The following is a 12,663-nucleotide window of genomic DNA, read 5'->3' as shown; positions in this document are numbered from 1 at the left end:
GTAAAAACTTCAATCCCCACTGGCACAGACTAGGCTAGTTTTTGAAAAGATTGAGATAGTTTTTACCGACTTGAAACAGTTTGTACACGGCCTGCCTGCAATCGAACAGCGTTCTCTGATAGAGAAGCGAGATCAAACTTGCTGCAGGTAGCCGTAAAGCCTGGCGTACAGGCCTCCCTCGGCGATCAACTGCTGATGGTCGCCATCTTCGGCGATCCGCCCGCCGTCGAACACCAGCACCCGGTCAGCCTGCTTCACCGCCGAAAGACGGTGGGCGATGATCAAGGTCGTGCGCCCCTGCAGAAACTGCCCCAGCGCCTGGTGCAGATTGTATTCGGTGGCCGCATCCAGAGCGGAAGTCGCCTCATCGAGGATCACCACTTTGGGCTCGGCCAGCACCATTCGCGCGATGGCCAGGCGTTGTCGCTGGCCACCCGACAGCCTGACGCCTGAACGTCCGACGATACTGTCCAGGCCTTGGGGAAGCGCCCGCACGGTGCTGTCGAGCTGGGCGATCGCCAATGCGTTCCAGCAGGCGTGGTCGGTGCTGTCGCGGCCCATGGTCAGGTTGGCGCGAATGCTGTCGTTGAACAGCGACGGGTGCTGGAGCACCACCGCCACATTGTCGCGCAGGGTTTCCAGGCCAATTGCCTGCTGGGTGGCGCCACCAAAGCGAATCTCTCCGCACTGAGGGGTGTACAGGCCCAGCAACAGCTGCACCAACGTGCTCTTGCCGCCACCGCTGGCGCCGACGATCGCCACCTTTTCCCCTGGGGCGATGCTCAGGTCCAGACGATCCAGCACGCTGTCTTCGGCGTAGGCAAAGCTCAGGCCACGTACCTCGATGCCAACGGTGCTGCGACCCTGGAAGGGGTCGCTGCCCCCTGGGTACTCGGGCTCGTCGGCTCGCGCCAGCAGTTCGTTGATGCGGCCCAGGGCGCCGCCTGCCGCATAGAAGGCGTACTGCAGGTTCAACAGCTGCTCCACCGGGGCGATCATGAACCACAGGTAGCTGAACACCGCGAGCATCTGGCCGATGCTGAGGTCCGAGAACAACACGGTGAGCATGGCCGCGGCGCGGAAGATGTCGATACCGAACTGAAACAATACGGCGCTGGCCCGCCCGGAGGCGTCGCTTTTCCACATGGAGGCCACTGCAAAGTCGCGCACCTCTTGCGCACGCAGGCCCAGCCGGCCAAGAAAGTACCCCTGGCGATTGCTCGCGCGGATTTCCTGGATCGAATCCAGCGTCTCGCTCAGCGCCTGGGTGAACCGCGCGGTGCTGTCGTTCTCCAGTTTCTTCAGATGTTTGACGCGCTTGCCCAGCTTGACCGTGGCGTAGACCACCAGCGGATTGAACAGCAGAATCAACAAGGCCAGCTTCCAGTGCATCCACAAGAGGATTCCGGCTGTACCGGCCAGGGTCAGCATGGCCACCAGAAAGCGGCTCAGGGTGTCGCCGATGAACTTGTCCAGGGTGTCCAGATCCGTTACCAGGTGGGTGGTCACGGTGCCACTGCCCAGGCTCTCGTATTCGCTCAGGGAAATACGCTTGAGCCGCTCGATCAGGCGAACCCGCAGGCGGTAGACGATATCTTTGGCCAGGCTGGCAAAAAGCCGCGCCTGCACCACGTTGAACAGCAGAGCCCCGCAGCGCAAGGCCAAGGTCAGCACCAGCATCACGCCTATGAAGCCGGCCGGCACCTGCCAGGCCGACGGCAGCACGTGCCCCATCCATTTCAGGGCCGCATCGCCATTGCCGAGCAGCACTTCATCCACCAGCAACGGCAGCAGCAAGGGGATGGGCACACTGCACAGCGTCGCCAGCACTGCCACGCCATTGGCGATCCACAGCGCTTTGCGATGGCGCAGCGCCAGCCGACGGATTTCAGCCCAACTCAGCCGGTCGGCCTGGCGCGAAGACGGTTGAGCGTTCGAATCGGTGGGCGCCGACGGCTCAAGCATGGGCGGCGCGCTCGAGCCAACGCCCCAGCAGCGGTGCCAATGCGGTCAACGGCTGATAGCCATTGGTCAGCAAGGCCAGCTGCCCGTTACGCTCGGCAAGCAGCGTCGGAAAACCGGAGATGCCCAGGTCACGCGCCCAGGAAAAATCCACCTGAGTGCTCTGGAGCGCAGCTTCGCGGTCGTACGCTTCGGCAAACTCGATGCGCGGGATACCGGCCACTTCGGCAAGTCGCACCAGCTCAGCGGCCTGGGTCACGTCCACACCCTGAGCATAGAACGCATGCTCGATCAGCTTGGCCAGCGGCCAGGCCAGATCGGCAGCCAGCTCCCGCGCCACCACCACCGCGCGGCAGGCAGGCTCGGTGTCGTAGACGAAGCCGTCGGGCAGCGCACCTTCGAACTTGAACGGCTGCTCGGTGGCCTCGTACACCGCCTGCCAGTGCTTGACGATGTAGGCGCGGGTATCAGGGTCCAGGGCAGCGCCGCTGCCGGTGCGCAGACCGCCAACCACGACGTGGGTTTTCACCCCGGCGGCCTCCGCCTGCTGGATCAAGGCCTCGGCCACTGGAGCGAAGCCCCAGCACCAGGAGCACATCGGGTCCATCACGTAGATCAGGCGGTTGCGCGACATGCTTTCAATCCTGGGCGGCTTTGCGGTAGTTGTGGCCAATAGGGTGTGGCAGGTTGCGCGCGCGGGCCAGTTCGATCTGCTTCTGCCGATCGATGGCGCTCTTACGCGTTTTCTCGCTCAAGCTGTTCCAGCAATGAGGGCAACTGATGCCTGCCACGTAGTGCTCCGACTCCCGGTCCTGCACGCTGATTGGCGTGCGGCAGGCATGACATTGATCATAGTCACCTTCGGTGAGATCGTGACGCACTGTGACACGGTTGTCGAAGACGAAGCAGTCGCCTTCCCACTTGCTGTCCTGCTGGGGCACCTCTTCCAGATACTTGAGAATGCCGCCCTTGAGGTGATACACCTCGTCGAAACCTTCGCCGAGCATGTAGCTGGAGGCTTTTTCGCAGCGAATGCCGCCGGTGCAGAACATGGCGACCTTCTTGTGCACCGCCGGGTCGAAGTTGGCCTTGATGTACTCGGGAAACTCGCGAAACGAGGTGGTCTTGGGATCGATGGCGCCCTGAAAGGTGCCGATCGATACCTCGTAGTCGTTACGTGTGTCGATCAGCAGTACTTCGGGATCGCTGATCAGTGCGTTCCAGTCCTGCGGCTCGACATAGGTGCCGACCTTGCGATTGGGGTCCACCCCAGGCACCCCTAGAGTGACGATCTCTTTCTTGAGCTTGACCTTGGTGCGGTAGAACGGCTGCTCGTCGCAGTAGGATTCCTTGTGATCGATATCGTCCATGCGCGGATCGAGCTTGAGCCACGCCAGCAGGCCGTCGATGCCTTCGCGGCTGCCCGAGACCGTGCCGTTGATGCCCTCTTGGGCGATCAGCAGGGTGCCTTTGATATCGTTGTCGAGCATGGCCTGCAACAACGGCTCACGCATCTCCACATAGTTTTCCAGGGTGACGAACTTGTACAGTGCCGCCACGACGATGGCTTGTGTCATGGGTGGTAGATCTCCAGGTGGTCAGCCTCGTAAGGGCCGGACCGGATGTGTTCAATAGGGTGTTGGGTGGTCTTGCGAGATTCTTCGCGGTTGCAAGACTTACCTAGGGTCAGGCACAAAAAACCCGCCAGCGGCTTGGCCACTGGCGGGTTGCGGATTCTAGCAAAATCCGTGGATCAGTGCCCACCGCCGGCACACGTCGGCGACGCGGGGGCCGCATCGACCTTGGCCCATTCCTCGGGCGTATAGGTGTGCAGCGCCAGGGCATGAAACTCACCCATCAGCTCGCTCAGCGTGCCGTACACCAACTGGTGGCGCTTGACGCTGTTGAGGCCAACGAAGCGATCACTCACCACTACAGCCTTGTAGTGGGTTTGCGTACCCCGGCTGTGCATGTGACTTTCGTCCAGCACCTCGAGGTGTTGCGGTTGCAACAGCCCGAGGGTCGATTGGATACGTTGCTGCATGGACATCGACGGCGGCTCCGTTACGGCTTGGCCGGCGCGGCGCCAGCCTTGGCGGCACCTTGCGGGTCGAGTTCCTTGGTCATGTCAGCCAGCAACTTGTTGACCACCGGCACCGCGCTTTCCAGCTTCTGCTGGGTCAGCTGGGCGGACTGCTGGGTCACGGCCGGCATCTTCTCGAGGACTTTCTTGCCCAGCGGCGACTGGTAGAACTTGACCAGGTCCTTGAGCTCCTGCTCGGAGAAGTTGGTGGTGTACAGCTTGACCATGTCCGGCTTGAGCTTCGGCCAGCCAATGGCCTGGTCCAGGGCGGCGTTGGCCTTGGCCTGGTAGGTTTCGAGGGTAGCTTGCTTGGTCGCTGGCGCCTTGGTTTGTTCGAAGCGCTGAGCAAACATCTGCTGCACTTGCATGTACACCGGGGTACCCAGCTTGTCAGCGTGGGCCATCATCAGGAAGGCTTCGGCGCTGGCATTGTGGCTAGCGGTATCGGCGAGCACCTGGCCACTGGCACAGACGAGAACAGCCGCGGTGCAGATGGCACGAAAACGAGTCATCGAGTTTCCTTATCTAGCAGGCGAGGTAAAACCCCAGAATCGATCATTCTGCGCTCTTGGGCGCGCGTGACTCAACCCCGAGCTACGAACGGCACATGCAGTTTCATTGAACCTGAAGCCAGGGACGCTACCTAAATAGCGAAGGCCGCGGTAGCACCGCGTCTAAGGCAAGCCTGTAACCGCGCCAGTGCGCGACACGAGCCCGAACAAGGAGTATGAACAGCATGAGCCGTATCGAAACAGACAGCCTCGGACAGGTCGAAGTTCCTGAAGACGCCTATTGGGGCGCCCAGACGCAGCGCTCGCTGGTCAATTTCGCGATTGGCAGCGAGCGTATGCCACTGCCGGTCTCCCATGCCCTGGCGCTGATCAAGAAGGCCGCAGCGCGTGTCAATGATCGCAACGGCGACCTGCCCGCCGATATCGCTCGCCTGATCGAACAGGCTGCCAATGAGGTGCTGAGCGGCGAGCTGGACAGTCAATTCCCGCTGGTGGTGTGGCAAACAGGCAGCGGCACCCAGAGCAACATGAACGTCAACGAAGTGATTGCCGGGCGCGCCAACGAGCTGGCGGGCAATGGCCGCGGCGGCAAGGCCCCGGTCCACCCCAACGACCACGTCAATCGCTCCCAGAGCTCCAACGACTGCTTCCCCACGGCCATGCACATCGCTGCCGCCCAGGCCGTTCAAGGTGACCTGCTGCCGGGCATTGCCGAGCTGTCCGAAGGCCTGGCTGATCTGTCTGCACGCCATATGCATCTGGTCAAGACCGGACGCACCCACATGATGGATGCCACGCCGATCACTTTCGGTCAGGAACTGTCCGCCTACGTTGCGCAGTTGGACTATGCAGAGAAAGCCATCCGCGCAGCCCTTCCTGCCGTGTGCGAACTGGCCCAGGGCGGTACTGCCGTAGGCACCGGACTCAATGCACCGAAGGGCTTCAGCGAAGCGATCGCAGCGGAATTGGCAGCCTTGTCCGGGCTGCCATTCGTGACTGCGCCCAACAAGTTCGCCGCCCTGGCCGGGCATGAGCCTCTGACGACGCTGTCCGGGGCGCTGAAAACCCTGGCGGTGGCGTTGATGAAGCTGGCCAACGATTTTCGCCTGTTGGGCTCCGGCCCGCGGGCAGGCCTGGCGGAAATCAAGCTGCCGGCCAACGAACCCGGCAGTTCGATCATGCCCGGCAAGGTCAACCCGACCCAGTGCGAAGCGCTCTCCATGCTGGCTTGTCAGGTGATGGGCAATGACGTGGTGATCGGCATTGCCGCCAGCCAGGGGCATCTGCAGCTCAATGTGTACAAGCCGGTGATCATCCACAACCTGCTGCAGTCGATCAAACTACTGGCCGACGGCTGCCGCAATTTCCAGGAGCATTGCGTGGCTGGCCTGGTTCCGGACGCGAGGCAGATGGCAGAACACCTGGAACGTGGTTTGATGCTGGTGACCGCGCTCAACCCGCACATTGGCTATGACAAGGCTGCCGAAATCGCCAAGAAGGCGTACACGGAGGGCTCGACCTTGCGTGAGGCGGCGCTGGCCCTGGGGCACCTGTCGGACGAGCAGTTCGACCAGTGGGTCAAGCCTGAAGATATGTTGTAAGGGCTCCCGGCGCCATTGGCGCCGGTTTTCCACCATTCGGCGTTCATCAGAGGAGCAATGCAATGTTTGGTAAACGTGCACAAGACCCGCGCCCGGCCACGCACTTTCGTGCGGAGCGCTTCAGCACGGTCAACGGCTTCTATTTCTTCAGCACACGGGAGAACACCCTTGAAGGTCCGTTCGCCACCCGCGAGGAAGCGGAGCGGGAAAGCCAGGCCTATGTCAGCCGGGTGACGAAGCGTCAGCGCATGGATCATTGATCCGTCAGTGAGCGATGGGCTTGGTTCGGGCCATCATCTGCTGCTCTTCAGACGGCAGGACCGCCACTTCGTAGGGTGAAAATAAGGCGGATAGCTGGCCATCGGCGCGCAAGCGCTGCAGCAAAGCCTGGAACGCATGGCCGGTAATCGGCGCGCCTGGCCTGACCAATGCGTAATGGTGGTAGTGCTGATCGATGCGGCGCGAGACCAGCAGTTTTTCTGCCAGTTCTGGATTGCGAGCCAGGAAATCGTGCAGATACGAACGCGTGACCAGGGCGATGTCCGCACGCTGGCGCAGAACCATCATCAGGTTGCTGTCGTGGGAATAGGTCAAGGTCGCGCTGAAGCGCCGTAGCAGGTACTGCGGGTTCGCATCGAAACCGGCGAATGCATAGTGATAACCACTGAACAGCGCCAGGCGTTTGCCGTTCAGATCGTCGAAATAGTCCTGCTCATGGTCGCCCTTGAGCGTCACGAACACCTCGGCGTCCTCCAGCCCTAGATCAACCGCCTCGTGCGCAATGCCTTGCCAACCCCAATCGGGATTCTCGAACAAGGCCATGTCCACTCGCCCCTGCTCGAAATCCTGGTAACGACGGGGCAAAGACGTAGGTATCAGCACGAAGTGATAGTCGTCCTGCGCGCCGTTCAAGGCCGCTGCCAACTGCGCCAGCAGGCCATTGTCGACGTTTTGCTCAGGGTGCACGACATACGGGGGAAAATGCGCGGCGCCTATGCGGATTTCCTGCGCGGACCAGGCCACACACGCCCACAGCGACAGCCCAAGAGAGGTGACGCAGGCCAGGGCAGCCTTTACGCACGAGAACTTCAAGGCAACATCTCCGCAAGCCGGTTTTCAGAAGCGCGTACGCTAGGGGTTTTGCCCCCAGCTGACAACTGCTAAATAGGCCATCGCACTTGTCACGCAATCAGGTACATACAGGGGATATCGGAACTCTTCGCCCTTGGTTAGGCTCTAGGCTGTAAGCGCACGTGCCTGGGAGCCCGTTATGCCGCATTGGCTGGTCATCGACCTGGAAGCCACCACCGACGAAGGTGGTTGGCCGGTCACTGAAATGGAAATCATCGAAATCGGCGCGAGCCTGGTCAACCGCGATGGCCGTGAGGTCGACCAGTTCCAGTGTTTCGTCAAGCCAATACGGCGGCCCTGTCTAACGCCGTTCTGCCGGCAACTGACCCACATCAGCCAGGCCAACGTTGACGATGCCTTGCCCTTGCCCCAAGTATGGCCGGCGTTCGAGCAGTGGCTGGCGCCCTATCGATCACAGCTGCAAGGCTGGGTGAGCTGGGGCGATTACGACCGCCAGCAACTGGTGCTCGACTGGCAGCAACTCAGACTCGACAGTGTGCTGACACAGGTGGCCCACATCAACCTGAAGCAGCGCTTCGCCAAGGCTCGCAAGCTGCAACGCCCGCTGGGGCTCAATGCGGCGTTGCAGCTCGCGGGCATGCAGTTCAGCGGCCAGCAGCATCGCGCTCTGGAAGACGCGCGCAATACTGCCAGGTTGCTGCCCCTGGTACTTCCTGCTCAAGGCAGCCCCCAAAGCGGATGACGCGTGGCAGAGGCTTGGGCATACTGGCCAGCCTTTTTTCAACCACTGCGCGAGGAACTGCCCATGTTCAAGGTCAACGAATATTTCGATGGCACCGTCAAGTCTATCGCTTTCAGCCAGGCAGACGGCCCGGCCACTATCGGCGTGATGGCCCCCGGCGAGTACGAATTCGGCACGGCCCAGCGCGAAATCATGCACGTGGTGTCGGGTGAGTTGGTGGTCAAGCTGCCTGACAGCGGCGAGTGGGAAACCTTTGCCACCGGCAGCCAGTTCAACGTGCCGGCCAACAGCAAATTTCAGCTGAAAGTGTCGGTGGAAACCGCGTACCTGTGCGAGTACCGCTGATTCGCAGTTAGCAGGTCTGCCCTGTTCGCGGTTTCACGCCACCCCTGCAGATAAGGGGCCGCGGTCGCCGCCAATAGGCCGCTAGAGCCCGAACTGCAACTGCGCCAGTCGGGCATACAGGGGATTCCCGGCGATCAGTTCCCGGTGGGTCCCCAGTGCAATCAACCTCCCCTCCTCTATCACCGCAATGCGATCGGCGTTCTGCACCGTGGCCAGGCGGTGGGCAATCACCAGGGTCGTACGGCCCTGCATCAGTGTCGGCAGCGCCTGCTGGATCAGATGCTCGCTTTGCGCGTCCAGCGCGCTGGTCGCCTCATCCAACAGCAGGATGGGCGCATCCACCAGCAACGCCCTGGCGATGGCCAGGCGTTGCCGCTGGCCGCCGGACAACCCCAAACCGGCATCGCCCAGATGCGTCTGATAACCCTGTGGCAGTTGCAGAATGAACTCATGGGCGTGGGCAATGCGCGCCGCCGCCTCGATCTGCGCGGCAGTGGCATTGGCCTTGCCATAGCGGATGTTGTCCTCCACCGAGCCATAGAACAGCGCTGGGGTTTGCGAGACCATAGCGAAGTGGCGGCGCAGATCCAGTGGATCGAGCTGGGTCAACTCGATGCCTTCAATCGACACGCGGCCCTGCTGGGGGTCGTAGAAACGCAGCAGCAAGTCGAAGATCGTTGACTTGCCGGCCCCGGAAGGCCCCACCAAGGCCAGGGTTTCACCGGGCGATACGTGCAAACTCAGCCCTTTGATGGCGGGCTGGTCGAGCCGTGAGGGGTAGGCGAACACGACATCATCGAGCGCCAACGCCCCGCTTGCCCTGGCCGGCAAACGTTGCAACCCTTCGCAGGGTGCCTGGATTTCGCTGCGTGCCTGCAGCAGTTCGGCGATCCGCTCGGCCGCGCCGGCGGCACGCTGGAGTTCGCCCATGACCTCGCTCAGCGTGCCGAACGCGCTGCCGACGATAAGGCTGTAAAACACGAAAGCCGCCAACTCCCCCGCCGAAATGCGCCCGGCGATCACATCCATGCCGCCGACCCAGAGCATCACGGCCACCGCGCCCAGCACCAGCACGATCACCAGCGTGATCAGCCAGGCCCGCTGCAGGATGCGCTGGCGCGCGGTATCGAACGCCTGCTCCACGGTCTGCGCAAAGCGGCGTCGGTCTTCGGCCTGATGGTTGTAGGCCTGGACGGTCTTGATCTGGGTCAGTGTCTCGGCCACATAGCTGCCAACATCGGCGATGCGGTCCTGACTTTGCCGCGACAGGCTGCGCACACGACGGCCGAACATCAGGATCGGCGCCAGCACCAAGGGTAGGGCCACCACCACGATGCTGGTGAGCTTGGGATTGGTGATGAACAAGAGCACTACACCACCGATGACCATCAAGGCGTTGCGCAGAAACAACGACAGGGACGAGCCGATCACCGATTGCAGCAGGGTAGTGTCGGTGGTCAACCGCGACTGGATCTCGGAACTGCGGTTGTTCTCGTAGAAGCCGGGGTGCAGGTACACCAGGTGATCGAAGACCTGCCGGCGAATGTCCGCCACGCAGCGCTCGCCAATCCAGGACACCAGATAGAAGCGGGCAAAGGTGCCCAGCGCCAGGCCGACGATCAACATCATGAAACCGGCGATCGAGCGGTTGAGCAGTTCGCTGGACTGAGTCATGAAGCCTTGGTCCACCAGCAGGCGAATGCCCTGGCCCATGGACAAGGTAATACCCGCGGTCACGATCAGCGCCAACAGTGCGCCCAGGGCCTGCCATCGGTAGGGTCGCACGAAGCGCCATGCCAGACGCGCCGCACGGCGCTGGCGGGAAGAAAGGATCTGGATCATGTGCCGTCCGTTTCGAATTGACCTGCAAGCGTACACCCAGACGGATGGCTGCTTGTAGGGGAACTCCATGAAAGTGGCAAAGTCAGCTCAATAGAGGCCGTCGGCAGTGGTTTAGGCCGTTTTGGTCTAATACATCGCTGGCCGCGGCAGCCGCTTTCTGCTGAAGTAGGGCTGCCACTTGATGAACGCCGGGCTGTAACGGCGCTTTCATCCGACGGGTTCATATTGAGCACCCACCTGACGAGGAGAGAGGCCATGGGCTTGCAGAACACATCGCAGAACAGCATTGAAGTCGTGCGGGTACATCCGCAGGAGCCAGTAGGCGGGTCGATCATCGACGCTCAAGGGCGCGAAGTGCCGATCACCGAGGACATGGTGCAGGATGCCTGTCGCGAGCTGGAAAAACGTCTGGTCGAACCTTCCAATAAAGCGTGATCGACGTGATGAATTCTTGAACCCGGCCGTTTGGTCGGGTTTTGTTTTTTAGGGCAGAGGGCGCGAAAGACATACCGCGTAGGGCGCCCTCTTTCTTAAACCAACACTCCCCCCAAGGCTGTCACCAGCTGCCGCAAGGCCTGCGAATCCCCCTCCACCCGCACCCGCAACCCCTCGATTTCTCGGCGCGGCGGGTAATGTTTGCGCAACTGATCGAATGCCGCGCGTTGCTCCCCTACGTCCTCACTCAGGCTGCGACGAAAATCGGCGTCGTCGCGGCGTGGGTCGTAGACGCCGCGGCACAGCATGGCCAAGGCCCACGCCGGATCGGTGTCGGCGCTGAGGGTGACTTCCCCAAGCCAGGGCTTGGGCAGCAACTCATCCAGATGAACGCGCGCAGGCTGGCCGAGAAACTGGCAGAACGCTTGATAGATCTGCGCCGTACCGCGACGCCGCCCATCCAGGCTGTAGCCGGCAATGTGCGGGGTGCCGATCACGCAGAACTCGGCCAGCCCCAGGTCCACCTGAGGTTCGGCTTCCCAAACGTCCAGTACCGCTTGCAGGTCGTCGCGATCCAGCAAGGTCTCGCGCAGCGCAGCGTTGTCGATTACCGGGCCACGGGCGGCATTGATCAGCCAGGTGCCAGGCTGCAAGGCCTGTAGACGCCGGGCGTCGAACAGGTGCCAGGTGGGATGCTCGCCCCCATGGGTCAGCGGCGTATGCAGACTGATCACGTCGCAGTCCGCCACGATCTCCTCGAGGCTGACGTAATCACCGCCTTCTTCGGCCTGGCGCACCGGATCGCACACCCGCACATCCCAGCCCAGGCCACGCAGCACGGCAATCAGCCGGCCGCCTACCTGCCCTGCCCCGACCACGCCGTAACGCCGCTGACTCAGCTCGACGCCCTCGATCTCGGCCAGAGTGAGCAGGCTGCCCAACACGTAGTCGACCACGCCGCGGGCGTTGCAGCCCGGTGCCGCAGACCATTGGATGCCGGTTTCGGCGAAGTACGGCAGGTCGAGGTGATCGGTGCCGATGGTGCAGGTGCCGACGAAGCGCACGCTGCTGCCTTCCAGCAACGTTCGGTCGACCTTGGTCACCGAGCGCACCAGCAGCACGTCGGCCCCGGCAATGGCCTGGCGATCGATGGAACGGCCGGGGAATCGGCGGATTTCGCCGAAACCTTCGAAGAAGGCGTCGAGCAGGGGGATGTTTTCGTCGGCGACTATGAGCATGGGAAGGTTCCGGAAATGTACGGTGGATGGGCGGGCCTCTTCGCGGACAGTGCCCGCTTCCACAGGGGTTGGCCGAACTGCACAGAACAGCTGTGAGAGCGGGTTCTACCCGCGATGGCCGCCGCGCGGATTCAGATAATGCGCTGTTCGGTCAGGTCACGCACGAACGCCGGGGCGATATAGCGTTGATAGTGCGCCTCGGACAGGATGAAGAATTCCCGATCGATGGCATCGCGCAACTCGGGCAGCTGCCAGTCGCGAAATTCGGGCAGCAAGACCATGCCGTAGGCCTCCAGGTTGTTGATGACCCGCGCGCCGCGGGCGATCAACTGGTAGGCCCAGCAGTATTCGGACTGGTGCGGGACAAAACGTATCTTGCGTTGTTCAAGCTGCAGGCGCAGCCTCTGGGGATCGAACACTTCCAGCTTGGCCACCATCACCTGCACCAGCAGTTGCTCCAGACGGATCCACACGGCGCGTTTCTGCGCTTCGTCGTAGCCGTTCCAGTGAATGACTTCATGGTGATAGCGCTTGCAGCCGCGGCACACCAGATCACCGTAGACGGTGGAGCAGAGGCCGACGCAAGGGGTCTTGATGGATTGGTTGGACATGGCGAATCAGAACGCTGCGCGGTGGAACAGACCGGCATGTTAGCCCTTTGTCTAACAAGGGTCACCCCAGAAGTCGTGGGGGTTAACTTACCTTTCTGCTGAAATTACCGTAGAATCATGCAGCCTTTTTAGGCGCCAATGTCCGTTGGAAGCTGTTTTCAAAGCGTCACGAGCACAGTTGATCCAGTAGAAGGGTGTTG

Annotated in this window: 14 protein-coding genes; 5 read left to right on the top strand and 9 right to left on the bottom strand. The window is 61.8% G+C overall.

All coding sequences use genetic code 11. The features are described 5' to 3' along the window. Nucleotides 1–132: 132 nt before the first annotated feature. From B3397_RS10115 to B3397_RS10095, 5 genes are all read right to left on the bottom strand, one after another. Nucleotides 133–1,965, bottom strand: a complete 1,833-nt coding sequence (locus B3397_RS10115; RefSeq protein ID WP_296249611.1) for an ABC transporter ATP-binding protein — start codon at nt 1,963–1,965, stop codon at nt 133–135. Further along, entirely contained in the window at nt 1,958–2,596 is a 639-nt protein-coding gene (locus tag B3397_RS10110) for a DsbA family protein (protein WP_296249608.1), read from the bottom strand. The genes B3397_RS10115 and B3397_RS10110 overlap by 8 nt, the downstream gene beginning before the upstream one ends. 4 nt (nt 2,597–2,600) lie before the next feature. Continuing rightward, nucleotides 2,601–3,539, bottom strand: a complete 939-nt coding sequence (locus B3397_RS10105) for a rhodanese-related sulfurtransferase (protein WP_296249606.1) — start codon at nt 3,537–3,539, stop codon at nt 2,601–2,603. A 176-nt stretch (nt 3,540–3,715) separates the two neighbouring features. Further along, nucleotides 3,716–4,012, bottom strand: a complete 297-nt coding sequence (locus tag B3397_RS10100) for a BolA family protein (RefSeq protein WP_296249604.1) — start codon at nt 4,010–4,012, stop codon at nt 3,716–3,718. A 14-nt stretch (nt 4,013–4,026) separates the two neighbouring features. Further along, nucleotides 4,027–4,557, bottom strand: a complete 531-nt coding sequence (locus B3397_RS10095; protein WP_296249601.1) for a DUF2059 domain-containing protein — start codon at nt 4,555–4,557, stop codon at nt 4,027–4,029. Nucleotides 4,558–4,781: 224 nt separating this feature from the next. Between B3397_RS10095 and B3397_RS10090 the strand changes: the two genes are divergently transcribed. Then, nucleotides 4,782–6,158 (top strand): class II fumarate hydratase, encoded by a 1,377-nt coding sequence (locus B3397_RS10090; protein ID WP_296249598.1) that lies wholly within the window; start codon nt 4,782–4,784, stop codon nt 6,156–6,158. Between the two features lie 62 nt (nt 6,159–6,220). Continuing rightward, nucleotides 6,221–6,418, top strand: coding sequence for a DUF6316 family protein (locus tag B3397_RS10085; protein WP_296249595.1), 198 nt, complete (start codon nt 6,221–6,223; stop codon nt 6,416–6,418). A gap of 4 nt (nt 6,419–6,422) precedes the next feature. On the opposite strand, the gene B3397_RS10080 is transcribed toward B3397_RS10085, so the two are convergent. Further along, nucleotides 6,423–7,250 carry a substrate-binding periplasmic protein gene (locus tag B3397_RS10080; RefSeq protein WP_414704368.1) on the bottom strand — a complete coding sequence of 276 codons (828 nt, stop codon included), beginning with the start codon at nt 7,248–7,250 and terminating at the stop codon, nt 6,423–6,425. 178 nt (nt 7,251–7,428) lie between these two features. Here B3397_RS10080 and B3397_RS10075 point away from each other — a divergent pair, with 178 nt between their 5' ends. Both B3397_RS10075 and B3397_RS10070 read left to right on the top strand, forming a co-directional pair. Next, the gene (locus B3397_RS10075; protein WP_296249592.1) at nt 7,429–7,992 is read left to right on the top strand and encodes an exonuclease domain-containing protein; all 564 of its coding nucleotides are present in this window, start codon (nt 7,429–7,431) and stop codon (nt 7,990–7,992) included. A 63-nt stretch (nt 7,993–8,055) separates the two neighbouring features. After that, nucleotides 8,056–8,337: a pyrimidine/purine nucleoside phosphorylase gene (locus B3397_RS10070; protein ID WP_296249589.1), complete on the top strand. Its 282-nt coding sequence runs from the start codon at nt 8,056–8,058 to the stop codon at nt 8,335–8,337. An 81-nt stretch (nt 8,338–8,418) separates the two neighbouring features. Here B3397_RS10070 and B3397_RS10065 read toward each other — a convergent pair whose 3' ends face one another. Beyond that, a complete protein-coding gene (locus tag B3397_RS10065; protein WP_296249588.1) occupies nt 8,419–10,179 on the bottom strand; it encodes an ABC transporter transmembrane domain-containing protein in 1,761 nt (586 codons plus the stop codon). 255 nt (nt 10,180–10,434) lie between these two features. Between B3397_RS10065 and B3397_RS10060 the strand changes: the two genes are divergently transcribed. Beyond that, nucleotides 10,435–10,614 carry a PA1571 family protein gene (locus tag B3397_RS10060; RefSeq protein ID WP_296249585.1) on the top strand — a complete coding sequence of 60 codons (180 nt, stop codon included), beginning with the start codon at nt 10,435–10,437 and terminating at the stop codon, nt 10,612–10,614. A 95-nt stretch (nt 10,615–10,709) separates the two neighbouring features. Here B3397_RS10060 and pdxB read toward each other — a convergent pair whose 3' ends face one another. Both pdxB and B3397_RS10050 read right to left on the bottom strand, forming a co-directional pair. After that, nucleotides 10,710–11,852 carry a 4-phosphoerythronate dehydrogenase PdxB gene (gene pdxB, locus B3397_RS10055; protein WP_296249583.1) on the bottom strand — a complete coding sequence of 381 codons (1,143 nt, stop codon included), beginning with the start codon at nt 11,850–11,852 and terminating at the stop codon, nt 10,710–10,712. A 131-nt stretch (nt 11,853–11,983) separates the two neighbouring features. Next, nucleotides 11,984–12,463, bottom strand: coding sequence for a DUF1289 domain-containing protein (locus B3397_RS10050; protein WP_296249580.1), 480 nt, complete (start codon nt 12,461–12,463; stop codon nt 11,984–11,986). Nucleotides 12,464–12,663 lie beyond the last annotated feature (200 nt).

It is taken from the genome of Pseudomonas sp. UBA4194, assembly GCF_002379585.1.
GTDB lineage: Bacteria > Pseudomonadota > Gammaproteobacteria > Pseudomonadales > Pseudomonadaceae > Aquipseudomonas.
The sequence above is the reverse complement of the archived record's forward strand: the minus strand, read 5'-3'. Positions and strand labels throughout refer to the sequence as shown.

What these genes read in the sequence shown, in the direction of transcription:
- B3397_RS10115 (WP_296249611.1), bottom strand. Translation starts at nt 1,965, where the DNA reads ATGCTTGAGCCGTCGGCGCCCACCGATTCGAACGCTCAACCGTCTTCG.
- B3397_RS10110 (WP_296249608.1), bottom strand. Translation starts at nt 2,596, where the DNA reads ATGTCGCGCAACCGCCTGATCTACGTGATGGACCCGATGTGCTCCTGG.
- B3397_RS10105 (WP_296249606.1), bottom strand. Translation starts at nt 3,539, where the DNA reads ATGACACAAGCCATCGTCGTGGCGGCACTGTACAAGTTCGTCACCCTG.
- B3397_RS10100 (WP_296249604.1), bottom strand. Translation starts at nt 4,012, where the DNA reads ATGTCCATGCAGCAACGTATCCAATCGACCCTCGGGCTGTTGCAACCG.
- B3397_RS10095 (WP_296249601.1), bottom strand. Translation starts at nt 4,557, where the DNA reads ATGACTCGTTTTCGTGCCATCTGCACCGCGGCTGTTCTCGTCTGTGCC.
- B3397_RS10090 (WP_296249598.1), top strand. Translation starts at nt 4,782, where the DNA reads ATGAGCCGTATCGAAACAGACAGCCTCGGACAGGTCGAAGTTCCTGAA.
- B3397_RS10085 (WP_296249595.1), top strand. Translation starts at nt 6,221, where the DNA reads ATGTTTGGTAAACGTGCACAAGACCCGCGCCCGGCCACGCACTTTCGT.
- B3397_RS10075 (WP_296249592.1), top strand. Translation starts at nt 7,429, where the DNA reads ATGCCGCATTGGCTGGTCATCGACCTGGAAGCCACCACCGACGAAGGT.
- B3397_RS10070 (WP_296249589.1), top strand. Translation starts at nt 8,056, where the DNA reads ATGTTCAAGGTCAACGAATATTTCGATGGCACCGTCAAGTCTATCGCT.
- B3397_RS10065 (WP_296249588.1), bottom strand. Translation starts at nt 10,179, where the DNA reads ATGATCCAGATCCTTTCTTCCCGCCAGCGCCGTGCGGCGCGTCTGGCA.
- B3397_RS10060 (WP_296249585.1), top strand. Translation starts at nt 10,435, where the DNA reads ATGGGCTTGCAGAACACATCGCAGAACAGCATTGAAGTCGTGCGGGTA.
- pdxB (WP_296249583.1), bottom strand. Translation starts at nt 11,852, where the DNA reads ATGCTCATAGTCGCCGACGAAAACATCCCCCTGCTCGACGCCTTCTTC.
- B3397_RS10050 (WP_296249580.1), bottom strand. Translation starts at nt 12,463, where the DNA reads ATGTCCAACCAATCCATCAAGACCCCTTGCGTCGGCCTCTGCTCCACC.